General features: G+C 53.9%; 16 protein-coding genes and 3 pseudogenes. 7 read left to right on the plus strand and 12 right to left on the minus strand.

Going from position 1 to position 23,679, the window contains the following annotated elements; all coding sequences use genetic code 11:
- The first annotated feature begins 10 nt into the window (after positions 1–10).
- Together dgcN and dgcA are read left to right on the plus strand one after the other, a co-directional pair.
- Positions 11–1,024 (plus strand): N-acetyltransferase DgcN, encoded by a 1,014-nt coding sequence (gene dgcN / locus TRICHSKD4_RS19515; protein ID WP_009468658.1) that lies wholly within the window; start codon positions 11–13, stop codon positions 1,022–1,024.
- Positions 1,021–2,007 carry an N-acetyl-D-Glu racemase DgcA gene (gene dgcA, locus TRICHSKD4_RS19520; RefSeq protein ID WP_009468659.1) on the plus strand — a complete coding sequence of 329 codons (987 nt, stop codon included), beginning with the start codon at positions 1,021–1,023 and terminating at the stop codon, positions 2,005–2,007. The genes dgcN and dgcA overlap by 4 nt, the downstream gene beginning before the upstream one ends.
- Here dgcA and TRICHSKD4_RS19525 read toward each other — a convergent pair.
- Positions 2,004–3,182, minus strand: coding sequence for an MFS transporter (locus TRICHSKD4_RS19525; protein WP_009468660.1), 1,179 nt, complete (start codon positions 3,180–3,182; stop codon positions 2,004–2,006). The genes dgcA and TRICHSKD4_RS19525 overlap by 4 nt on opposite strands.
- 119 nt (positions 3,183–3,301) lie before the next feature.
- Here TRICHSKD4_RS19525 and TRICHSKD4_RS19530 point away from each other — a divergent pair, with 119 nt between their 5' ends.
- Positions 3,302–4,543, plus strand: a complete 1,242-nt coding sequence (locus TRICHSKD4_RS19530) for a protein phosphatase CheZ (RefSeq protein WP_009468661.1) — start codon at positions 3,302–3,304, stop codon at positions 4,541–4,543.
- Positions 4,544–4,636: 93 nt separating this feature from the next.
- Here TRICHSKD4_RS19530 and TRICHSKD4_RS31295 read toward each other — a convergent pair whose 3' ends face one another.
- From TRICHSKD4_RS31295 to TRICHSKD4_RS19560, 5 genes and pseudogenes are all read right to left on the minus strand, one after another.
- Positions 4,637–7,459, minus strand: coding sequence for a hypothetical protein (locus TRICHSKD4_RS31295; protein WP_009468662.1), 2,823 nt, complete (start codon positions 7,457–7,459; stop codon positions 4,637–4,639).
- Positions 7,460–7,794: 335 nt separating this feature from the next.
- Positions 7,795–9,126, minus strand: coding sequence for a globin-coupled sensor protein (locus TRICHSKD4_RS19545; protein ID WP_009468663.1), 1,332 nt, complete (start codon positions 9,124–9,126; stop codon positions 7,795–7,797).
- Between the two features lie 275 nt (positions 9,127–9,401).
- Positions 9,402–10,403: a threonine/serine dehydratase gene (locus TRICHSKD4_RS19550; RefSeq protein ID WP_009468664.1), complete on the minus strand. Its 1,002-nt coding sequence runs from the start codon at positions 10,401–10,403 to the stop codon at positions 9,402–9,404.
- A 111-nt stretch (positions 10,404–10,514) separates the two neighbouring features.
- Positions 10,515–11,557: pseudogene (locus TRICHSKD4_RS19555) on the minus strand (glycosyltransferase family 4 protein).
- Complete coding sequence (locus TRICHSKD4_RS19560) at positions 11,554–12,354, minus strand: UDP-2,3-diacylglucosamine diphosphatase (RefSeq protein ID WP_009468667.1); 801 nt, start codon at positions 12,352–12,354, stop codon at positions 11,554–11,556. Before TRICHSKD4_RS19560 ends, TRICHSKD4_RS19555 begins: the two are co-directional and overlap by 4 nt.
- A 170-nt stretch (positions 12,355–12,524) precedes the next feature.
- Between TRICHSKD4_RS19560 and TRICHSKD4_RS19565 the strand changes: the two genes are divergently transcribed.
- Complete coding sequence (locus TRICHSKD4_RS19565) at positions 12,525–13,304, plus strand: SDR family oxidoreductase (RefSeq protein WP_009468668.1); 780 nt, start codon at positions 12,525–12,527, stop codon at positions 13,302–13,304.
- Positions 13,305–13,374: 70 nt separating this feature from the next.
- Here the strand turns inward: TRICHSKD4_RS19565 and TRICHSKD4_RS19570 are convergent, their stop codons facing one another.
- Both TRICHSKD4_RS19570 and thiD read right to left on the minus strand, forming a co-directional pair.
- Positions 13,375–14,706 carry an OmpP1/FadL family transporter gene (locus TRICHSKD4_RS19570; protein WP_009468669.1) on the minus strand — a complete coding sequence of 444 codons (1,332 nt, stop codon included), beginning with the start codon at positions 14,704–14,706 and terminating at the stop codon, positions 13,375–13,377.
- Positions 14,707–15,076: 370 nt separating this feature from the next.
- Positions 15,077–15,876, minus strand: a pseudogene (thiD, locus tag TRICHSKD4_RS19580) (bifunctional hydroxymethylpyrimidine kinase/phosphomethylpyrimidine kinase).
- Positions 15,877–16,050: 174 nt separating this feature from the next.
- Here thiD and TRICHSKD4_RS19585 point away from each other — a divergent pair.
- Positions 16,051–16,287 (plus strand): Lrp/AsnC ligand binding domain-containing protein, encoded by a 237-nt coding sequence (locus TRICHSKD4_RS19585; protein WP_009468673.1) that lies wholly within the window; start codon positions 16,051–16,053, stop codon positions 16,285–16,287.
- Between the two features lie 19 nt (positions 16,288–16,306).
- On the opposite strand, the gene TRICHSKD4_RS19590 is transcribed toward TRICHSKD4_RS19585, so the two are convergent.
- Entirely contained in the window at positions 16,307–17,305 is a 999-nt protein-coding gene (locus tag TRICHSKD4_RS19590) for a DMT family transporter (RefSeq protein WP_247642836.1), read from the minus strand.
- Between the two features lie 285 nt (positions 17,306–17,590).
- Here TRICHSKD4_RS19590 and TRICHSKD4_RS19595 point away from each other — a divergent pair, with 285 nt between their 5' ends.
- Entirely contained in the window at positions 17,591–18,007 is a 417-nt protein-coding gene (locus tag TRICHSKD4_RS19595; protein ID WP_009468676.1) for an SbmA/BacA-like family transporter, read from the plus strand.
- A gap of 49 nt (positions 18,008–18,056) precedes the next feature.
- Here the strand turns inward: TRICHSKD4_RS19595 and istB are convergent, their stop codons facing one another.
- Together istB and istA are read right to left on the minus strand one after the other, a co-directional pair.
- On the minus strand, positions 18,057–18,848 hold the full coding sequence (istB, locus tag TRICHSKD4_RS19600; RefSeq protein ID WP_009465782.1) for an IS21-like element helper ATPase IstB: 792 nt from the start codon (positions 18,846–18,848) through the stop codon (positions 18,057–18,059).
- Complete coding sequence (gene istA, locus TRICHSKD4_RS19605) at positions 18,838–20,367, minus strand: IS21 family transposase (protein WP_139052042.1); 1,530 nt, start codon at positions 20,365–20,367, stop codon at positions 18,838–18,840. Before istA ends, istB begins: the two co-directional genes overlap by 11 nt.
- Before the next feature lie 114 nt (positions 20,368–20,481).
- Here istA and TRICHSKD4_RS19610 point away from each other — a divergent pair.
- Positions 20,482–21,108: pseudogene (locus tag TRICHSKD4_RS19610) on the plus strand (SbmA/BacA-like family transporter); the annotation flags it as partial.
- Between the two features lie 65 nt (positions 21,109–21,173).
- On the opposite strand, the gene TRICHSKD4_RS19615 reads toward TRICHSKD4_RS19610, so the two are convergent.
- Positions 21,174–23,480 (minus strand): xanthine dehydrogenase family protein molybdopterin-binding subunit, encoded by a 2,307-nt coding sequence (locus tag TRICHSKD4_RS19615; protein ID WP_009468679.1) that lies wholly within the window; start codon positions 23,478–23,480, stop codon positions 21,174–21,176.
- Positions 23,481–23,679 lie beyond the last annotated feature (199 nt).

Below are 23,679 nucleotides of genomic sequence, written 5' to 3' on the forward strand. Positions count from 1 at the left end.
ATTTTGAGTAATGGAAATAGCACATCCCTATCTTTTGTTTCTGGGTGATGTTCACGATGCCCTTGCCGCCAAGACAGCCATAGGCATCGTGGATTGGCGCAAAGATTGGTGCCTTGGCCAAGTTCGCCTTGATGGGTGTGCGGCAGACACAGGTCTGCCCGATGTCTCAATCGTGGAAGGAGCCAGCAAAGGCGCCAAGACTATGGTGATTGGAGCTGTCAACGCAGGTGGCCGGTTGCCAGACCACTGGATCACTTCGATTGTCGAAGCACTGGATGCAGGTCTTGATGTTGCCAGCGGCCTGCATGTCCGTTTGGCTAGCATTGACGCAATTCGAGAAGCAGCCGAGCGAAACGGCAAAGCCTTGCACGATGTCCGCCACAACAGTGAGACCTTTGCAACGGGCAAAGGCACAAAGCGAACCGGCAAACGCATCCTTACGGTTGGAACCGATTGCTCCGTTGGCAAGAAGTACACCGCGCTCGCAATGGACAAAGCCATGAACGACCGCGGCTTCTCCAGCTCTTTTTGCGCCACAGGCCAAACCGGCGTCTTTATTTCCGGACGCGGCATCGCACTGGATGCTGTGGTCGCAGACTTTATTGCCGGCGCGGCAGAATGGTTGTCTCCAGATTCAGAAGAAAACCATTGGCAGGTTGTTGAAGGACAAGGCTCCCTCTTCCACCCTTCATTTGCCGGTGTTTCCATGGGGCTTCTGCACGGTTCGCAGCCAGACGCGTTCATTGTCTGTCATGAACCAACGCGGACGAAAATGCGGGGCGTGGAAACGCCCCTTCCAACCATCCGACAGGTCATTGATATGACCATTCAATGCGGCAAGCTCACCAATCCTGACATTCAATGCATCGGAATTGCGGTGAACACTGCTGCGCTCGATGAAGACGAGGCTTGGGCCTATCTGGCGAAAATCGGCGAGGAGTTCGGACTACCAGCAACCGATCCCGTCCGGTTCGGCATTGATGTGATGGTCGACAAAATTTCTGCCGAATATGGTGCACCGTGACCTGCCAGATCGACATTGAAACCGAACGCTTCAAGATCGCTGGGGGCGGATTTGCAATTTCCCGTGGGCGTCGCACCCACGCGGAAGTGCTCACAGTCTGCATCACCGATGGCCCAGTGTCGGGGATTGGGGAATGCGTGCCGTATACTCGCTATGGTGAAAGCCTTGAAAGCGTTCGAGAGCAAATCCTGCAAATCGAAACGGACTTACAGAAAGGTCTTGACCGTACCCAACTCATGGTGAGCTTCCCGGCTGGCGCGGCCCGCAATGCAATTGATTGCGCGCTTTGGGATCTGGAAGCCAAATCTTCAGGTCGCTCCATCTCCGAATTGGCTGGATTGGAGCCTCTACAGTCTCTGACGACCGCCTTCACGATCAGCGTTGGCACTCCGGAAGATATGGGAGCTGCAACAGAAAAGGCAGCTCATCGTCCGCTATTGAAAGTAAAGCTGGCCGGTCAGGGTGATGTGGAGCGAATACTTGCCGTTCGCGATGCGGCTCCAAACGCGACCTTGATCGTCGACGCCAACGAAGCGTGGGACGAAACGTGTTTCCGGGACAATCTGGAGGCCTGCATAAAGGCTGATGTTGCCCTGATCGAACAGCCTCTGCCAGCAGGCAACGATGCTGCGCTAAAAGGGTTGACCAGTTCAGCCGCGATTTGTGCTGACGAAAGTCTGCACACGAGCGCCGATCTGGAGACGCTACGTGATCGCTATGATGCCGTTAACATCAAGCTGGATAAGGCCGGAGGTCTCACAGAGGCTCTCAAGATGGTGACGCATGCCCGTGCCCTTGATTTCAAGGTTATGCTCGGTTGCATGCTCGGAACGTCGCTCGCAATGGCACCCGCCATTGTTGCTGCGCAGGGTGCCGACTTTGTCGATCTTGATGGTCCACTGCTCTTAGAGGAAGACCGGGATCCGGCGCTTCGGTTTGAAGGCAGCACGCTGTTTCCGCCCACGCCTGAACTTTGGGGCTAGGCAGCGTTCGTATCCCCAATGCGGCGCTGAAAAAGGCTGCGACATCCAAGTAACACAGCAAAGGCGGTGGCGGAGGCTGCCGCCATCAGCCAGAAGGCATAAGCTGGCGCAAGCGCATAAAGCGGACCGCTAAGCGCCATACCAGCGGCGGTCATGACTCCGGCAAAAGTGGACAAAAACCCTTGCCCTGTTCCCGCCCAGTCAGAGGGAACAATTCGTCCCATAATCGCGATCAGCCCTAAATGCGCGGCACCGAATGTCAGGCCATGCAAAATCTGGAGCGCAGCGATTGTCAGGACATCTTGTGCAAAGGGAAAAAGGCTCCACCGAATGATCCCGGCAGCTGCGGCCAAGATCAACAAACTGTAGGGGCTGATCCGCGTAGCCAATCGGGCAGCAGCCAAGAACAGCACCACTTCAGCCGCAACGCCCAGCGACCACAAAATGCCAATAACGCTGGTGTCCAACCCAACGGATGTCCAATACAGAGTCGAGAAGCCGTAAAACGCTGCATGGGTGCCTTGCAATACACCCGCCGTCGCGATCAACATCCAGAACCATGGCTTGCGAAAAATATCCGCTTTTTCCTTGGTCGGTTGCCTTTTGGCTTCCTCGCCGCCCTTGGCCATACCCGGCAGTGGCAATGCGACAACTCCTGTCAGAAGGGTTGCTGCCGCGATCCAAAGCAATACCGGATCGCTTGGTCCAGACACGACCAGATATCCGCCACCGATATTGGCCCCTATGAAGGCAAGCGACCCCCAAAGCCGCATCTTGCCATAATCAGCTTTTGCCTTTTTAACGGCATCAAGAGCATAGGCATCGCACAACGGCACAATGGGCGCCCAAAAAACGGACAGAATAATGACGCAAAGTGCTGCAGTGCCTGCACCCGGTGCCAGATACATCAGAACTGGAACAAGCGAACCTACCGCAGAGTAAATAAAGATCGAAAAACGCCTTCTTCCAGTCCTGTCAGACAAATTTGTCATCACCGGACTGGCCAGAATACGCACAAACAAAGATATTCCGAGAATAAATCCGACAAATTCGGATGTTAACCCTCGTTGCTCTAATACCAGTGGTAAAAATGGCAAGTATAAGCCAAACGCTAGAAAGTGACTGGCGAATAGAGCTCCTACCCCGGCATTTAAATATCGGGTTTTAAGCACCATAAAATTGTATTTCCGGGTCTCGACCTAAAGAGATGTTAAGATTTGTGGGGCTACGCTACGTCGACAAGTGCCTCCGTACGGCATCCTTTTTGGTTACGCAAGCTGAGAAACGGTTACATATGCAAAGCGAAGCTGCCGAGGATCAATCCGAACCGATTGGTGAAGCGGAATACCAGACCCTAGCCCAAACTCTCCTGGAATCCGACCGCGGACGGCGTTTCCTTGGCGAGTATCTGCGGCGAAACAAAACGCCCGAGACTCAAGAAATCCTCTCTGCAATCAAGCGGCTGGAGAAGACGGTCGGGCAAAGTCCGTCCGGCCCGAATGTTGATACGATCAAGCTTGATATCGCAGACATGGCCGAGGCGATCGTCCGGACGAAATCCGAGATTGCCAGTATCAAGGCTGAAGAATCGGATTCAAACCGATTTGTGAATGCCTCTTCTGAGCTGGATGCCATCGTCAAACATACCGAAGCAGCAACTCAAACCATTCTGGAGGCTGCTGAAGCCATTCAGGAACAAGCCTGGACCATGCGCGAGCAAGGCGCAGCTGATGAGCTATGCGATGTCATCGATGAAAAGGCCACTGAGATCTTCATGGCTTGTTCCTTCCAGGATTTGACAGGCCAACGCACCAACAAGGTGGTGCAGGTTTTGAGCTATCTGGAAAGCCGCATCAACTACATGATCGGCCTTTGGGGCATTGCCGAGGTTTCTGTTGAAGACGTGGCAGCCCCTGAAGATGTTCGCCCGGATGCGCATTTGCTCAATGGGCCGCAAATGGAAGGCGAAGGCGTTTCACAAGACAATGTCGACGAGCTGATGTCTGTCAGCAGCGACGTTTTTGACGCAGCTCTGGAAGACGCCGCCGGTGGAGAAACTGAAACTGGCGAAGTCGATATGGAAGCACCAATGGATGCATCCGATATCGATGACATGTTCGCAAGTGCACCTTCAGAAACCGAAGATACAGAAGCTGCTCCAGAAGCCGAGGCTGACGAAACCGCTCCGTCAGAGAGTGTTGCGGAAGAGAGTGCACCGGCTCCAACAGAAGCCGAACCAGAGTTCGAAGCTGCCTCAGACGATATCCTCGACGAAAGTGAAATCGACAAGCTTTTCGATGCAGAGACTCAAGGTGCAGAAGCTGCTGATGCTCCTGAAGCAGATGAGACCATCGAGCCTGAAGAAGTGGATGTTGATGCGCTCATGGCAGCGGAGCCTGAAGACGCCTCTGTTGAAGCAGCTTCAGAAGACGAAGCAGATGCCGATTGGGAGCAGACAGCTGTGGAAGCTTCCACAGACGAAGCTGATCCACTGGAGAAGCTGTCAGAATCTGAACGTCAGGCCCTCTTCAACTAAACAGCTGATTTATCAAACAAAAAAAGCGGCCCATTGAGGCCGCTTTTCTTATTTGATTGGACGCGGGAGAGATCTCTCCCGCTGTCAGTCTGATTACTTCTGAGCGAACCAGACGTCTTCTGTGAGCATCTGACCATTGTTGGCAGAAGACTGCATCAAGGTCTCGCCGCGCTCATTCACAACGTCGTTGCGCTGTGTGGAGAGCTGAGTGACACCTGCTTCAGCTGCAGAGCGGAGCTCGCCAGCGTCAACATCGCCGTCACCATTGGCATCAACCCAAACACCCATGTTGGCCATTTCGCCGCCGGTCAGCTGACCGTCACCGTTCTGGTCATAGGTGGCCATCTTCTGGTAGCCGTCTGTGTAACGACCGCCTTGGTCACCCATCAGCGCATTGCCATCGATCTCGCCATTGGCGCCGATCTTGGTCATGTCGACAACAAGGCCGTCACCACCCGTGATCCACTCGACCTGTTCCTTGGTGCCGTCGCCATCGATATCGAAGGCAATGGTTTCACCAACCTGGCCATCGATACGCTGTTGAGCGGTCGAAACACCCGTTGTGGAGATACGGCCGTCACCATTCAGGTCCAGAGCAACCGGAGAGGCAACTTTGTCCTTGCCCTTACCGTTGTTGTAGTCGGCAACCTTTTGACCATCACCATTGTTGATGTGGTACTTGCCACCGCCCTGGTGAACAGCTGTGTAGCCTTTCAACGGGCCTTCCTTGAAGGTGTAGCCGCCATTGGCATGGTTGTACTTGCCATGGCCGATCAGCCACTTGCCTTCCTTGCCCTTGACGTAGTCGATCACGGCCTGGTCAGCTGCAGAGATCTGAGGCTGAGCCTGCTGACCACCACCATTCACTGCCTGCCAAGTGCCGTTGTTGTTCACAACACCCCAGCCTGCATTGTTGCCGCCGTTGTTACCACCGGCATTGTTCACTGCTTGCCAGGTGCCGTTGTTGTTCACAACAGCCCAGTTGGTGTTGGTGTTGCCAGCATTGGCCCAAGGGATGTTGTTCCATCCACCGCCGTTGTTGCCGCCACCATTGTTCCAGCCACCGTTGTTCCAACCGCCATTGTTCCAGCCGCCGTTATTCCAACCGCCGTTGTTCCAACCGCCGCCGTTGTTGCCGCCGCCATTGTTCCAGCCGCCGTTATTCCAACCACCGTTGTTCCAACCGCCGCCGTTGTTGCCGCCGCCATTGTTCCAGCCGCCGTTATTCCAACCACCGTTGTTCCAACCGCCGCCGTTGTTGCCGCCGCCATTGTTCCAGCCGCCGTTATTCCAACCACCGTTGTTCCAACCGCCGCCGTTGTTGCCGCCGCCATTGTTCCAGCCGCCGTTATTCCAACCACCGTTGTTCCAACCGCCGCCGTTGTTGCCGCCGCCATTGTTCCAGCCGCCGTTATTCCAACCACCGTTGTTCCAACCGCCGCCGTTGTTGCCGCCGCCATTGTTCCAGCCGCCGTTATTCCAACCACCGTTGTTCCAACCGCCGCCGTTGTTGCCGCCGCCATTGTTCCAGCCGCCGTTATTCCAACCACCGTTGTTCCAACCGCCGCCGTTGTTGCCGCCGCCATTGTTCCAGCCGCCATTGTTCCAGCCGCCGTTATTCCAACCGCCGCCGTTGTTGCCGCCGCCATTGTTCCAGCCGCCGTTATTCCAACCACCGTTGTTCCAACCGCCGCCGTTGTTGCCGCCGCCATTGTTCCAGCCGCCGGCGCGGAATTGGTTGTCAAATCCGCGGAAGTTGGTGTCCAACAGACCTCCGACTTCATATTCCTTGACGGTTTCCTTATCGCCACGCGCTACAATTTCGCCCTTGGCATTCTCGATGGCACCGCCACCTTGCATGCCGCGTCCAACATCGCCGTTGCGAGCCTTGCCGTCGCCATCAACTGTCACGCCCCAGAGGCCGCTTGGCTTAACGTTGTCTGCAACAGCGTTTTCGCTCCGGAAGTTGATGTCGAGGTAACGGTTGTTTCCACCGCCCTTCGCCCAAGCCTGAATGGTGTATTCACCAGCCTTGACGGTAAGGTCTTTGCCGTTCCACTTCACGTCACCGTTCAGGAACTCACCCTTACCGTTTTGAACCTGACCATTTATGGACAGTTTACCGGTTTTGTCGAAGGTGATCTGATTACCACCAGCGGTGATGCCCATTGCTCCAACAACAGTCATACCGGAGTTGTTCGCGCCCCACTGGTCGAAACGACCGTTAACCTGCACACCGCGATCAGAAAGCAAGTTGTAGGTTTTGCCAGCTTGGCCCTGGACGTCGTACTTGCCGCCGTCTGCGCCTACAAAGTGCGGATCACCCCAGATACGGCCGTTTTCAACCTTGATCGGATCCATTGGCTTCGGCTTGCCGCCGCCCCAGTTTCCGCCACCGTTGTTCCAGCCGCCGTTATTCCAACCACCGTTGTTCCAACCGCCGCCGTTGTTGCCGCCGCCATTGTTCCAGCCGCCGTTATTCCAACCACCGTTGTTCCAACCGCCGCCGTTGTTGCCGCCGCCATTGTTCCAGCCGCCGTTATTCCAACCACCGTTGTTCCAACCGCCGCCGTTGTTGCCGCCGCCATTGTTCCAGCCGCCGTTATTCCAACCACCGTTGTTCCAACCGCCGCCGTTGTTGCCGCCGCCATTGTTCCAGCCGCCGTTATTCCAACCACCGTTGTTCCAACCGCCGCCGTTGTTGCCGCCGCCATTGTTCAGGTCGTGACCATTGCCACCAGCTTGCTTATCGTCACCGCCCTTGCCAACGATCTTGTCATTGCCTGCGGTGCCTTTTTGAAGGTCGGCACCAGCAGTGCCTTTCAAGGTCTTATCAAACTTATCGGCTTTTACATCAGCCTTTGCAGCTGCATCAGCGTTCTGAGCGCCAGCATCCGCCTTATTAATCTTAGTCATTGTGACATCTCCCTTAGAGCACAACTCACACACACTAATTGCCGTGGTTACCGCTAAGTTAAGGGATGGTGTCAAATTTGATATTCGCGCGGGCTACGTATGTCTCTACGTAGAACCTAAGGGGTCACCGAAGCTGTAATTCCCTCATATTTTTATAATAATTTCAATTAGATGCACTAAAATGCAGACATTCAACACACAATAAGCCGGATACGTGCTCCACGTATCCGGCTTGCAAACTGCGATTACGGTAACATCTCGGTTAGTTTGACCGCGTGAATAAATTTCGTCTCGCCTTCACCCGCACAGCAAACAAAATCCCCAGGGTCCTGACGCTAGTCAGAAACCCGGGCAAAGAAGGCGCGGCTTTCATCCCCGATCCGCGAAGCTTGTGTCTTTAGGTCAAACGCCATGCCATGGATCTGCGACGCACTGACTTCTGTCCGCTCCAGCACAACACGTGATGCGCCAATCGCATCGGAGAAACCCTGAGCTCCATTTGCGACCTGTTGAACATTGCTGGAAATCTGAGCCGTGGCGGCAGATTGTTCTTCGACGGCGGAGGCAATGCTTGTTGCGATCACGGCCACCTTTCCAATTGTAGAGGTGATACCTGAAATGTCATTGACCGACTGCTTGGTTGCAGACTGAATGCCGGCGATCTTTTCGGTGATTTCCTCAGTCGCCTTGGTTGTCTGGCTGGCAAGCTCTTTGACTTCGGCTGCAACAACAGCAAACCCACGCCCCATTTCGCCGGCCCTTGCCGCTTCAATTGTGGCATTCAGCGCCAACAGATTGGTTTGCTCGGCAATATCGGAGATGAGGCCAATAACAGATCCAACCTGATCCGCAATTTGAGCCAGCTCTTGAATAGAGCCATTTGCAGCCTCCGGACTGTCAGCCGCCTGCTGGGCAATTGAACTCGACTGGCTCGCTTGTCGTCCGATTTCCTCGATCGACATCGCCATTTCTTCGGTCGCAGCTGCACAAGACTGGACACCGGTTGCCGTGCTATCAGACGACGCATCCATTTGGGACATTCTTTGCGACATGTCGCCAGAAGCCGTATTCAGGTCAGTGGACGTCGCCTCCAGGCGGCTGGAGGCATCCTCCAAATCCGAGATCGCCCCACCCATTACCACATCGAATTCAGCGATGGTAGTTTTCAGCTGTTCTTCCTTTGCTTCGACCGCCGCCACAGAGTCTTCGTGATACGTTGAGATCGCAATATCCATGTCCAGCATGGCGTATTTCGTGACCACTTCGAGTGTTCGAGCAGCCTTTCTCGCCGAAAAGCGATGATGTTTCGTGATTATGTCGCTCAGTTCGCTCATTATGAAACTGTAGCCACCAATATACCATGTGGGGTCCAGCCCTACCCGTATATGCGCCTTCCCAATATTGCGAGCCGCTTCAAAATACGCAGTATTGATGCCATTGAGGAACAATGACCGCCAATGCGTCGTCTGTGCCGCGACCAATCGTGCTTGCTGATCCCCAACCAGATCTTTCAAATGTGGCTCGGTTTTCAAATGCGCATAAAACCGGCCAAGAATTCCCGGCAAGTGCTTTTCAATAAGTGGCCAGCTCTCCCGTGCAGTCTGGGCATCTGCATCAGCTATTTTAAAAAAACGGCAGCGCCCCTCAATGCTGCTTTGCTCCATCATTCCTCGCAAAATCTAAGCTTTAAAATTCAAATGACGAAGACTTGATAGTTGCTACAATTTTATCAATAGTTAAAAACCTGAATAAAAATAACTTAACACGAAAAATTATTAAATATAAAACATATAATTACTTTAAGTTATTCTTAAAATAGAGAAAAATATTTCCGGAAATTCAAAAAGTATTGCATAATACAGGAAATAAGCATATTCCCTTACTGTGTAGTTATTTCGAAATTCTCAAACCCGCTTCAGATAGAGTATATTCTGCTTCGCGCTCAACGCGCGTCCAGAGCTCGATTGAGAACTGTTGCATCGATATTTCCTCCCGTAAGGACCAAACTGACAATACGGTTGGCACAATCAATTTTTCTAGCCAAAACAGCTGCAAGCGCCGCCGCACCTCCGGGTTCAACAACAAGCTTGAGTTCGCGAAACGCGAAGGCGACAGCCGCGAGCGCTTCATCATCTGAAATAGCAAGCCCGTCACCTGCTCTTTCCTTCAGAACTGAGAAAGGAATATCCCCCGGGCATTTGGTCAAGATTGCATCGCAAAGCGACCCCGCAACCTTTTCATTGGCCTGAATGCGCCCTGTTTCCAACGACCGCTTGAAGTCGTCGAATCCAACGGGCTCAACTGTTCGAAATTCGGCACGAGGCAAGCCTTCGCTAATACCGAGCGCCACCCCGGCGGACAAACCGCCACCTCCCGTACACGCAAGAACGACGTCGGGTTTCAGGCGGAGCGCAGCTGCTTGCTCAGCCAACTCGAGACCAATTGTGCCTTGTCCAGCAATCACATGCGGATTGTTATAGGGGTGAACGAAGATCGCACCGGTTTCCTGTTGGATCTTATGCGCGATTGCATCCCGGTCTTCATGAACACGGTCGTAAGTCACCACTTTCGCACCCAATGCCTGCGTGCGCTCCAGCTTGATGATTGGCGCATCCTCCGGCATGACGATTATCGCTGGCATCCCAAGCAATCTGGCGCTTTCGGCAATTCCTTGCGCATGGTTCCCCGAAGAACAAGCAACCACACCTTTGGGCCGATCTGCGCTTTGTACTTGCGATAAGGCGTTAAAGGCACCGCGAAATTTGAACGAGCCCGTGCGTTGCAAATTTTCGGGCTTCACAAGTATTGTTCCGCCGGTGACCTCATCGAGAACCGGAAACCTGAGCAAAGGGGTTAAAACAGCCTTGCCCTTAATCCGCTCTCGCGCCGCTTTCAGATCATCCAGACAAGGAGCAGCAATCGGAGAGGACGAGGTGTCGGTCACAGTGAGATTTCCATAAACAAGAGCGAGCTGAGCAAAGGCAGCCGAAAGGAAGGGGCCTAAAGCTAGTTAATTATTTCAGCTATGAAAAGGACCGAAAACCGAAATTCCGGCTCAGGCTACCGATGCCTTACTTTCACTCAAAAAGAGTTCTTGCGCGCGAACCGCATTGTCAAGGAACTGCCGGGCACTTGCCTCCCACGTGTACCGAAGAGCGACTTTTCGGCAATGATCCCGAGGGATCTCAAGGGCTGCAATCGCAGCTTCCTGCAGATTGTCAGACAGAATCCCAGCTCCACTGTCCCCAATCACGTCAAGCGGCCCCATTACAGGAAAAGCAGCGACAGGAACGCCGCAAGCCATAGCTTCCAAAAGGACGTTGCCAAAGGTGTCGGTGAGAGATGGAAAGACAAAGACATCCGCCGATGCGTAATGACGCGCCAGATCATCTCCGACCTTCGGGCCAGTAAAATACACTTCCGGAAATTCGCGTTTTAAACTCTCCAATTGCGGCCCGTCACCAACCACCACCTTGGTGCCCGGAAGCTCCAATTCCAAAAACGCGCGAATGTTCTTCTCAACAGCAACGCGGCCCACATTCATAAAAATGGGACCTTCTAAGTTCGGATCCAGAACTGACCCTTCATAGGGATGAAACAAGTTTTCATCCACACCCCGCGACCAACGCATGAGGTTCTGGAACCCACGCGCTGTCAAATCATCTTCCAACGACTGGGTCGCAACCATGCAGCCATTGCCTGAATTATGAAACCGTCGCAGCCAGCTATAGGACCAGGAAAGCGGGACAGGCAGGCGCGCAGATAAATACTCGGGAAAGCGGGTGTGATAGCTGGTGGTAAAAGCTATCCCATCCTTTCGGGCAACTTTTGCGGCCAAAAGCCCCAAAGGTCCTTCCGTTGCTATGTGGAGATGGTCGCAATCATACTCGCGGATCAGCTTTCGAACTTTGCCAGTCGCGGCCAGAGACAGGCGAATTTCCGGGTAAGTGGGACACGGCAGCGTTTGAACAACTGCGGAGACAAAATCTCAACACGGACACCGAGGGCCTGCAACTCCTCTGCCATACGCTCCAGTGATCGCACAACACCGTTGATCTGTGGCCGCCATGCATCGGTCACAAGCAGGATGGATGTCATGCGGCGACCTGAGATTGATTGGCCGGAACCGGGTCCACTTGTTGTTCGGGGCGCACCCATCTGATCACCTCAAATGTGCCATCATGATGCTCTGCGACCGCAGTACAGCTTTCCACCCAGTCGCCAGTGTTGATGTAATGAACGCCGTCAATGTCGCGGTCCGCGGCGTGGTGAATATGCCCGCAAATAACACCATCAACACCACGTCTGCGAGCTTCATCTGAAAGGGCCTCTTCAAACCGGCCGATAAAACTGACCGCATTTTTGACCTTGAGCTTAGCCCAAGCCGACAAGGACCAGTAAGTCAGCCCCAGCTTCCGGCGAACCAGATTAAGAACAGTATTGACGTTAAGCGCCAATCCGTAGGCCTTGTCGCCAAAAAACGCCAACCACTTGGCGTGCCGGATGACAACATCAAACTGGTCGCCATGGATCACAAGGTAGCGCCGACCGTCAGCTGCCTCATGGACAATCGTATCAACAACCTCGATCCCGCCAAAGTGAGTTCCAAGAAAGTCCCGCAGGAACTCGTCATGATTGCCCGGCGCATAGACAATCCGACTGCCTTTTCGACCCTTGCGGAGAATTTTCTGGACCACATCATTGTGCTCTTGCGGCCAGTACCAGGAACGTTTCAAGCGCCACCCGTCAACAATGTCTCCCACCAGATAGACAGTTTCCGCATCATTCAACTTGAGAAAATCAAGCAAAAGATCAGCCTGACAGCCACGGGTTCCCAGATGGATATCGGAAAGAAACAGGGCCCTGTATCGTCTGTGTTGCGCGGAATCGGACATGTGCCTAGCTCCAGTCTTAGAATACCGCGCTATAGACCCGATTCAGATTGCACCAGTGTGACAGCCAGAGGATTTGGGCCCACCCATAAATAGTTTTGCAAAACTTGTTGGAGATGCCATGCACCGTCGTAATGTAAGAATTGACATAAACAAAAGAGAGTGTTCGCGCTATGGATTTGGGCTTGAAGGGGAAGAAGGCGCTCGTCTGCGCATCTAGTCGGGGGCTTGGCAAGGGGTGCGCAGACGCGCTGGCGGAAGCAGGATGCACAGTTACCTTGAACGGGCGAGACGCTGCGGTGCTGGCCGAACTTGCTGGCGCTCTTTCAGAAAAACACGGCGTAGACGTCAATTTCGTCGCGGCAGATGTCTCAAGCCCGGAAGGTCAGCAGGCCCTGCTCGATGCATGCCCATCACCGGATATCCTGGTCAACAACAATGGTGGACCGCCCCGCAGGGATTACTCGGAGTTGGACCGACCCGCCATTTTGGATGGCGTGGTGCAAAACATGGTCACCCCAATCGAATTGACCAAAGCTGTCTTGCCCGGAATGACAGAACGCGGGTTCGGCCGGATAGTGAACATCACATCCATGTCTGTTCGCATGCCAATCGAAGGGCTGGATCTTTCCAGCGGCGCTCGAGCCGGGCTCACAGCATTTATGGCTGGCGTCTGCCGTCAGGTGGCTCCTCACGGCGTGACCATAAATAACATTCTTCCCGGCAAGTTCGACACAGACCGTTTGAAAGCTGGATTTGAGCGCACAGCCTCCCTTTCCGGACAGAGCCTCGAAACCGTACGGACTGACGCCGCAAAGGAAATTCCGGCTGGCCGCTTCGGCACACCGGAAGAATTCGGCCAAACCTGCGCCTTCTTGTGTTCGGCCCACGCAGGCTACATCACTGGCCAGAACATTCTCCTCGACGGTGGCCTCTACCCGGCGGCATTTTAAGGCATTTCCGATCCCCAAAGAAAAACGGCCCGCAAAAGCGGGCCGTCCAATTCCAACTCTGAAAATCAGATCAGAATGTGTAGCGCATTGAGGCGGACAGGATGTTCACATTCGCATCCGCCTCGCCGACAAAGGTTCCGATTGCTGATCGGTAATCCTGATGGCCGTCCACAATCTTGATATCTGTATCCTGAATGAAAATATAGGAATACCCGAGATCCAGAGACAGGTTTTCCATAGGCTGATAGCTAAATCCAGCTGACAGCCAGATCCTGTCATTGTCCGGCAAACGGGTAGAGCGGATATCGGTGTCAATTGGAGACAGCTCATAAGCTGCACCCGCTCGCAAGGTCAGATGATCGCTCCAGTCATATTCCGCACCCAAGGCGAAAAACCAACCGTCCTCATAATTAAACTCGAGGTCCGGTACATCAGTTGGGTTAGTCGTCGTCTGATCTGAGGAGAGGTGGATCGTACCAATCCTGCTCCAATTTGCCCATTCAACCGTACCTAACACTCGAAGATCGTCAGTTATGTCTTGCTTAGCCGAGAGGGTTACGGTCTCAGGCATATTGACCGAGCCGGTTACATCAACCTTACTCGCCCCGAAGTTAACAAGGCCAGTTCCAGCTACAAAGACACGACCGCTTGGGTTAGCAAAACTACCTTCCAGATCGTGTGATACCGTTGAACGAAACCCAAGTCCTATTTCTGTCCCTTGGAACGGTTTAAAGGTTAGGCCTGCGGTTACACCAAACCCGATATCGTCGCCCTTGACCTCTGAAGATTGCCCCGTCGTCGAAAATACATATCCACCCTTAAGCCTGACATGGATATACTGGACTTGCAGCCCCAGACCGAAACTAATCATATCGTTTACTTGATACGCGATCGTAGGGTTTACGTTAACGGAGAACACCTCGGAAGACCTAGAGTACAACTGCCCCGCCCAATTGCTGGACTTCGGCTTGGTGCTCAAACCGTATGGAGCATTGATTCCAATACCGAAAACAAGCTGATCGTTCAGCCGGTAAGCCGCATAGCTCGCCGGTATCCAAGCATCGAGTCCTATGTCGCCGCCTGGTACCGTGCTTGAAGAGTAGCCATTAATCGTAGCCATCGTTCCTGGCGTGAAAGTACCAGAAACATCAGAATTTGGCACAATTAGCGAATTATGCGCTTCAACAGTCAAGCCATCTTTTGCACCGGTAATCGCGGCCGGATTCCAGAACATAGATGAGATCGACGGGCCGGAAGTCGCATTACCGGCGAATGACATTCCCTGATAGTAGGAACTTTGTTCGCGAAGCGCGAACCCACCTGCTGTTGCAGTTTCAGCAACCATGATTGCCGCAACGGCTGTGGATGCAAGTAAGATCGTGTTCTTGTTGAACCGAAGCATTTAGCCCTCCCAGACACCCGCCAATCCCCAAAGGCGAGTTTCACATTGATTTGCGTAATGATTTCGAAAGCGCTAACTCAAATCAACCGAAAACATCGACTTTCAACACCGTGGGTTTTCATGCCCGGAACGCGATTTTACGCAGTGAATGCGAGTTCCAGTAACTAGGGATTGGTGGATAGCCAGCAAAACGCTTGATTTCAGCAATTCAATTTGTGTCCGGTATCGCCCTTTGAAACATTGCCTATTTTTTGGGCAATCAATAACTTCAAGACGAAATGTTCATTTTCGACAAACTGTGCCCAAAATGTCACGCAGCTCCCTGACAAATTCCCCTGAAATTCAATAATTGATCCAAAAAAGGAAATTATCAGCCCCAAAACTCATGGAAATGATGCACCGGGCCATGCCCCTTGCCAATAGAAAGCTCGTCAGAGTAGATATCGCCTGGGTGATGTAGTCCTTGCCTGTACCGACGGCCTTTTGCAGGTCAGCTCCCTTGGCAAGCTCTGCGGCAATTGCTGAGGACAAGGTACAACCGGTTCCATGGGTGTTTTGGGTCTCGTGACGTGGTGCGCGCAGCCAGACACGATCCGCCCCACTCAACAAGAGATCTGCACTTTCATCGCTTTTGCCATGACCACCTTTCATCAAAACGGCCGAAGCGCCAAGCTCTGACAACTGTTCAGCTTGTGCAGTCATATCCTCTTCAGACTGGGCAACATCGCAACGAAGAATATGAGCGGCCTCATGCAAGTTCGGCGTAATGAGAGCGGCGAGTGGAAATAACTGCTCCACCAAAGTGGAAACGGCTTCTGAAACAAGCAACGGGTCGCCTGAGGCTGCGACCATAACCGGGTCAAGAACCACAGGTCCGGTGTGGAGTTCGCGCAAACCAGACGCCACAGCTTCAATGGTTTTTGGCACGGACAACATACCAATCTTCGTCGCACCAACGTCTAGATCTGAATAAACCGCATCCATCTGCGCCCGTACAAAGTCAGCCGGAACATCGTGAATACCGCTAACCCCTTGGGTGTTTTGCGCCGTCAACGCAGTCAAAACACTCGCGCCATAAACACCGCGAGCAGAAAACGTTTTCAAATCCGCCTGAATGCCAGCACCGCCACCTGAATCCGATCCGGCAATGGTTACAGCAATGGCGATCATGTCAGTCTCCATGGAGTGTTCGTTGCGGTGCGTACGCAACCGGGTGGCGAACGGCTACCAATCCGCAAGCGCCATTGCAAGATGGTCGAGTTGTTTTCAAAGCAGGAATTGACTGCCCGGCGCAGATGCGCGATGTCCTTGTGAGAAAGTCACCCCACACTCAGGACAGGCGCAATGGTTCCTTTTTTCGTCATGATCAAATGCCAGCTGGGCAAAACCTATCAAGTCGCCAACGCCATTGCTGATGCGGAAATCGCGTCGGAAATCTATTCCACCAGCGGTGACTATGATCTGCTTGTGAAGTTCTACGTCGAAAACGACGCCGATATTGGCCACTTCGTCAATGAAAAGGTCCACCCAGTCGACGGGATTCAGGACACAAAGACAGTCATCACCTTCAAGGCCTTCTAGGTTAAGGCCCCCGGTTTTGTCACGACTTGGAAGGTGTTGAGGCACGGCGGGTTTTGGTTCGATCCAGCCCAAGTCTGTGCTCACGGTAGATAACGAAAATCCCGGCTGCAATCACAATTGCCGACCCGACCAACACCGGGGCAGATGGCGTATCTGAAAAAAGCAGCCAACCAACCGCGATAGCCCAGAACATGTTGATGTAATCAAAAGGAGCGATCGTCGATGCATCCGCGAACCGATAGCTCTGGGTCAACAATATCTGCCCGACACCACCCGACAAACCTACGAGAACCAAAAGAAGAGCGGTAACCCCATCCGGCATAACCCAAGCCTGACTTGGGAACACAAACCCAAGCGGGATTGTCAGCAGCGAAAACACGGTCGCAAACCCTGCGAACCAGGTGACAATTGTTGCTGTCCGCTCAGTTTCGCAGAGCTTGCGGACAAAGATCATTGCCAGCGCCGCAAAGAGGGCCCCCAGCGCGGCACACACCGCTCCAACGGCTTGACCATCCTTGAAGTCCCCTTCCCCGAGATGCGGCGACAGGATGACTAAAATCCCGGTAAACCCGACCAAAACTGCGCTCCAGCGGAAAATCCGAACCTTTTCACCCAGAAGAAAGAAGGCAAGCACCACCACCATCAGCGGCGTTGCAAACCCGATGGCAGTGGCATCAGCCAATGGCAAAAGATGAAAAGCGGTGAAGGAACAAACCATCGCCGTCACGCCGACCATGGCCCGGCCTATATGGCCGCTAGCGCGCTTCGTCTTGAAAGCCAGCATCAACTCGCCGCGAAAGGCGACCATAATCAAAACCGGAAACATGCCGAAGAAATTCCGGGCAAACACAACCTGCCCAATGGGAACCGTTTCTGCCACCAGCTTCAGCAATGTCACCATGAAGAAAAAGGCGACCGTCGACAGCACCTTGAGCGCAATGCCCATCATCGGCGCATGCCGGGTCATCCCCGTTGATACAGGATTATTTTCGATCTTCGCACTTGAAGGCGGCGGCACGGAACGTGTCCTTGAATGTTGAGCAAAAAACAGCCGACAAACTGATCTGAGCGATAGGCCTTTTAAAGGCCCGGATCGAAAATATGCCGACCATCCATGAGGAATGAACTGAGAGATTGAACTATGCGCCTGTTCTAACTGGCAATCAATCGCTTAGACGCGCCTATCTTCTACCGATACCCAAGAACGCTGTTCACAAATCCTCACATTTATACAGGCTTTCCTGAATTCCGGAAAAGGACGACCTATAGTCAGCTTGAAGGATCGAATCGAAGGATCGAACGGATGTTCAAGTCGTTTTTCATGAATCAGCGCTGGGTCGCATGGGCGTGGGCGGGCTCGGTAATTATTCTCGCCGTGACTTGGTACAAGGTTCAGCTCGATGTAGATATCAACGAATGGTTTGGCTCGTTCTACGACACCATTCAGAAAGCTCTCGCCGAGCCGGGCAGCGTGTCAATGTCCGAGTATATGGCCGAACTGATGACGTTTTTTAAGATCGCCGCCATCTATGTGGCCATCGCTGTGGTTTTGGATTTCTATACCAAACACTTTATCTTCCGCTGGCGAACGGCAATGAACGACTATTACATGACCCATTGGCATGTGGTGCGGCATATCGAGGGCGCGGCCCAGCGCGTGCAGGAAGACACAATGCGCTTCGCCCGCATCATGGAAATGTTGATTTTCACTGAGAACTGACCCGGTATTTTCACCGAGAATTGACCCACCTTTAGTTATGCGTCGTGGTCTATGACGCGGTCAATGTTGGGGTCTCCTTTCTAGTTTTCTTTGTATCCTTGGAACTGGCTTTGAAGCGGTAGCTGTCGTTGCCTGTTTCCAAGATGTGGCAGCGGTGCGTGAGGCGGTCTAAGAGAGCGGTGGTCATCTTTGCATCTGTGAAGACCTGCGCCCATTCTGAGAAGCTACGGTTGGTTGTGATGATGACGCTTGTGCGCTCGTAGAGCTTGCTGAGCAGGTGAAAGAGCAGTGCCCCACCTGATGAACTGAACGGCAGGTAACCGAGCTCATCCAGGATGACCAAGTCGACTTTGGTCAGCATATCAGCGATTTTCCCAGCCTTGCCAATCGCTTTTTCTTGCTCCAGTGCATTGACCAGCTCCACTGTTGAGAAGAACCGAACCTTGCGCCTGTGGTGTTCGATCGCCTGAACGCCGATTGCTGTGGCGGTGTGGCTTTTGCCCGTGCCGGGCCCACCGATCAGAACGACATTCTCGGTGTTTTCGATGAACTCACACCGGTGTAACTGCCGGACTTTCGCTTCGTTAATTTCACTGGACGCAAAATCAAAGCCGGTGAGGTCTTTGTATGCAGGGAAGCGGGCGACCTTTGTGTGGTAAGCGATGGATCGAACCTCTCGTTCCGCCATTTCAGCCTTGAGCAGCTGTGATAACATCGGGGTCGCGGCTTCAAAGGCTGGGGCACCTTGGGCGACCAGGTCTTCGACGGCATTTGCCATGCCATAGAGCTTGAGGCTGCGCAGCATGATGACGATAGAGGCTCCGGCTGGGTCATGACGCATGGCGCTTCTCCCCAGCCTGTCTCAGGCCATCGTAACGATTTAGATTTGCCTCGGGCGTGGTTTGCAATGCCAAGGCGTCCGGTGGGTCGACTTCTGGATGTTCCGTCGGCTTACGGTCGATCAACCGGTGTAGAAGGTTCAGGATATGCGTCTTGGTTGGCACACCCGCTTCCAGCGCCTTGTCCACGGCGCGTAACACGTCCTCTTCGTTATGCTGCAGAACCAATGAGAGGATGTCGACCATTTCCCTGTCACCCCCCTCCTTGCGTAACATGCGTTCCTGCAGCCGTTGGAAGGCTTCCGGCATCTCGGTGAAGGGCGCGCCATTGCGAAGGGCGCCAGGTTTGCGCTGAATGACAGCAAGATAGTGCCGCCAGTCATAAACAACCTTGCCTGATTTGCGGCAGGACCGATCAATGAGCCGTGCATGTTCACAAACTGTTTGCCCTTCGGCCACAACGACCAGTCGGTCAGGGTAGACATGCAGGCTGACACGGCGGTTCGCAAAGCTGGCGGGCACGCTATACCTGTTGCGTTCGAATGTGATCAGGCATGTGGGAGACACTCGCTTGCTATGTTCGATAAATCCATCGAAGGCCGGCGGCAGAGCCATCAGCATTGGCTTCTCAGCTTTCCACACATCGGCGAGAGACCCCGGCAAGGCTTTGTGCGGCGTCTCCGCCCAAAGGGCGATGCACCGATCTTCAAGCCATTGGTTCAGTTCAGCCAGATCTGCAAGGACGGGCATGACCTGCCAAAGCCGATTGCGCGCGTCCTGGACGTTCTTCTCGACCTGGCCTTTCTCCCAACCTGAAGCCGGATTGCAGAACTCAGGCTCAAAGACGTAGTGGCTAGCCATCGCCTTGAAACGGACGTTGATGTCCCGCTGCTTGCCTTTGCCGACGCGATCAACCGCTGTCTTCATATTGTCATAGATCCCTCGGCCAGGAACGCCGCCAAACACGCGGAACGCGTGCCAATGGGCGTCAAACAGCATCTCGTGCGTTTGCAGCAGGTAAGCCCGGACCAAAAACGCCCGACTGTGTGACAACTTGATATGCGCGACCTGAAGCTTCAGTCGCTCGCCGCCAATATTGGCCCAGTCTTCACTCCAATCAAACTGGAAAGCTTCGCCGGGCTGGAAGATCAGAGGCACAAATGTGCCGCGCCCTGTCGTCTGTTCCGCCCGCTGCCGGTCCGCACGCCACGCACGGACAAAGGCCGCCACACGTTCATAGGAGCCATCATACCCTAACTGCACCAGATCCACGTGCATCTGTTTGACGGTTCGACGCTCTTTGCGCGACTTGCGCGTCTGGGCCACAAACCAAGAAGACAAACGGTCCGCATACGGATCAAGTTTGGTTGGTCGCGGCGGGGTTTTGAACTTCGGCTCAACAATGCCCTCGCGCAGATACTTCTTCACCGTGTTGCGAGATAAACCCGTGCGACGGGAAATCTCTCTGATTGGCATTTTGTCACGCAATGCCCAGCGTCGAATGACACTCAAAAATCCCATGTCGATCACTCCATATCCCCCGAGCCAAAAACGTCGGGGTAGTGTGTTCACATGGGTCAGTTCTCAGTGACAATTTATGGGGCCACCGGGTCAGTTCTCAGTGAAAATCAACACATGGAAAGCCTCGGCGTCTCCTTCATGCGATCCATCATGACGCTGATCGCCTTTTTGCCCTTGCTTTGGGATCTTTCCAGCAATGTAACCGCGTTGCCCTGGATCGGCGAAGTCAGCCATTCTCTGGTTTATGTCGCGATCCTGTCGGCGGCCTCTGGCACGGTCCTCTTGGCGGTCGTCGGCATTAAACTTCCCGGTCTGGAGTTCAACAACCAAAAGGTTGAAGCCGCCTACCGGAAAGAACTGGTCTACGGAGAGGATGACGAAAGCCGCGCCGACCCGCCTTCGGTAGAGGAGCTGTTCGGCAAGGTTCGGAAGAACTATTTCCGCCTCTTCTTCCACTATCTGTATTTCGATGTAGCAAAGTGGTCCTATCTGCAGGCAACTGTGCTCGTGCCTTATGTTGCCCTGGGTCCGACCATTGTCACCGGGGCCATCACCCTTGGCGTCATGCAGCAGATCGTGCGGGCGTTCAACAGAGTGGAAAGCTCGTTCCAGTATCTCGTCAATGCCTGGACCACCATCGTGGAACTAATGTCCGTCTATAAACGCCTGCGCGCCTTCGAGGTCCACATCAAAGACTATCACCAGAGCGGCGGCACACCATCACCTGCTGTGGCAGAGTAAATTGCACTCAGAAAACAAAAGGCGCCCACATGGCGCCTTTTCAAGTCTCACACCCGATGTCCGTATCAGGCTTTGGCAGCTTGTATCGCTTCCCAAACCAGCAGCGGAGTTGCCGGCATGTCGATAATCTCGCGAACACCGGCACCATCTTTCAAGGCGCGCTGAAGCGCATTCATCACCGCTGCGCACCCGCCAATGGTTCCTGCCTCTCCTGCTCCCTTAATGCCCATGGCATTGGTGGTTGAGGGAACATTGCGGGTCTGGAAATGAATGTTTGGAAGATCCGCAGCCCGAATGAGCTGATAATCTAGAAGAGAGGCGGTCAAAAGCTGGCCGTCTTCATCATAAACCGTCCGCTCACACAAAGCCTGACTGATAGCTTGTACAGTTCCACCCTGAACCTGACCTTCCAAAAGCAGCGGGTTCACGGTAACGCCGAAATCGTCGACGATCACGTAATTGGTGATCTCGACATCTCCAGTTTCCGGATCGACCTCCAGCTCACATATATGCGTGCCATTTGGATAGGTCGCTTCCTTCTGCTTGACCATATCTTGACCCGTCAGCGTCTCACCGCTGGCGGCCGCGATTTCAGACAGCGCGATCTGCCGGTCGGTGCCCACAACGCGCACATTGCCGCCAACAAGCTCAAGGTCTTCCGCGCCAACCTCCAACTGATCGGCAGCCTTCTCCTTCACCTTGTCGGCAAGGATGTTTGTCGCGTTGCGCACGGAAGGGAGCCCAAGCGGAATGGAGCGAGACCCACCCGTCCCGCCCCCCCTGCGAACCCTGTCCGTATCACCCTGAATGACCTCAATGGCATCCATGTCGACACCGAACTGATCGGCAATAATCTGGCCGTAGGCGGTCGCATGCCCCTGCCCGTTGGTCTGCGTACCGATAAGAAGCGTCAAAGAGCCGTTTTCATTGAGTTCGACCGTCGCCTCTTCCCCACCCGGAAAGGCGCAGGCCTCGACATAAGAACACAGGCCAATCCCGCGCATTTTTCCATTGGTGCGGCTTTCGGCCTGCCGCGTGGCAAACCCCTCCCAATCCGCCACTTTCAGAGCTTCGGTCAGGTGCCCGTCAAAGTCGCCTGTGTCATACATCCGGCCTGTTTGCGTTGTGTAGGGCAACGCGTAAGGTTGAATGAAGTTCCGGCGACGGATTTCCAACGGTCCAAGCCCGGTTTCTTCGCCAGCCTTATCCATCAAGCGTTCAATCAAATATGCAGCTTCCGGACGCCCTGCCCCGCGATAGGCATCGGTAGGAACCGTGTGGGAGTAGACCCCGGTGACGGTTACATCCAAGGCCTGAATGTCATAAAGCCCGGTGGACATAGACGCTCCGACAAAGGGAATGAACGGCCCAAACTGGTGGAGATAAGCTCCCATGGCCGCAATCAGATTGACCCGAAGCCCGAGGGTCTTGCCATCCTTGTCCAAGGCCAAATCCGCGCTTGTGACGTTGTCCCGTCCATGGGCATCGACGATGAAATGCTCAGTCCGATCACCATCCCAGCGAACAGGCACCCCGAGTGCCTTGGCCGCGATCATTGTCAGCGGATATTCCCGATAACAGAACGCCTTGGTGCCAAAGCCGCCGCCCACTTCCGGCGTCACAACGCGCAGCTGACTTGGATCAATCTTCAGAATGTTCCCGCAGATGATATCCCGCATGCCGTGGCCGCCCTGCGTGCCAAGGGTCAGCGTGAACCGATCACTCGTTTCCTCGTGTTCAGCAACGCAACCCCGCAGTTCCATGTAATTGGCCACAAGGCGATTGTTGATGAGTTTGATGGAGACAACCTTGTCCGCCCCTTCAAAAGCCGCAGCGCATTTATCCACATCGCCTTGCCCCTGAACAAAGGCAACGTTGGAACCAAATTCCGGCCAAACCAACGGGGCATCGGCATCAAGCGCTTTTTCGGTGTCGACGACAACGTCCAGCGGGTCGTAATCGATCTCAACCATCTCGGCTGCGGACTTTGCCGTTTGAACATCGTCAGCCACGATGAACGCGATGGCATCACCAACATACCGGACAGTGTCAGAGCAAAGAAGTTCCTGCGGTGGCAGCTTATAGTCACTGCCATCCTTTTGGGGCGGCATGGCAAGCGTGGGCACATCCCCGTAAGATGCCACATCTGCATGTGTCATCACCAAACGAACGCCCGGCATTTGACGGATTTCATCTAGCCCGCTGAGAGTGAATTTCGCATGCGCCATGGACGAGCGCACCATGACGCCAGTGAGGCAGCCCTCTGGCCGATAGTCCCCAGTATAGATCCCCTTACCCGCAATCAGGGCGTCATCTTCCTTGCGGCGGACCGGCGCACCAATACCGAATTTGGGCGTAAGCATCTGGTTCATGGCGAAACCTTTAGGTCTTGGATGGGGACTTGAGCAATGAATGAAGCTCACTGCTGTTTAGCACGGTCAGAAACATAACGCTCCACATTCGCCGAGACCAGAGCCACACTCAAAATTCTGAAACCCGTTCCACACTCTCCAAATACGCAAAGCGAAGCGTACGATCGCACTCACACGTCTTTGATAGCAAACCGTCAAA

The organism is Roseibium sp. TrichSKD4, assembly GCF_000148725.1.
Classification (GTDB): domain Bacteria; phylum Pseudomonadota; class Alphaproteobacteria; order Rhizobiales; family Stappiaceae; genus Roseibium.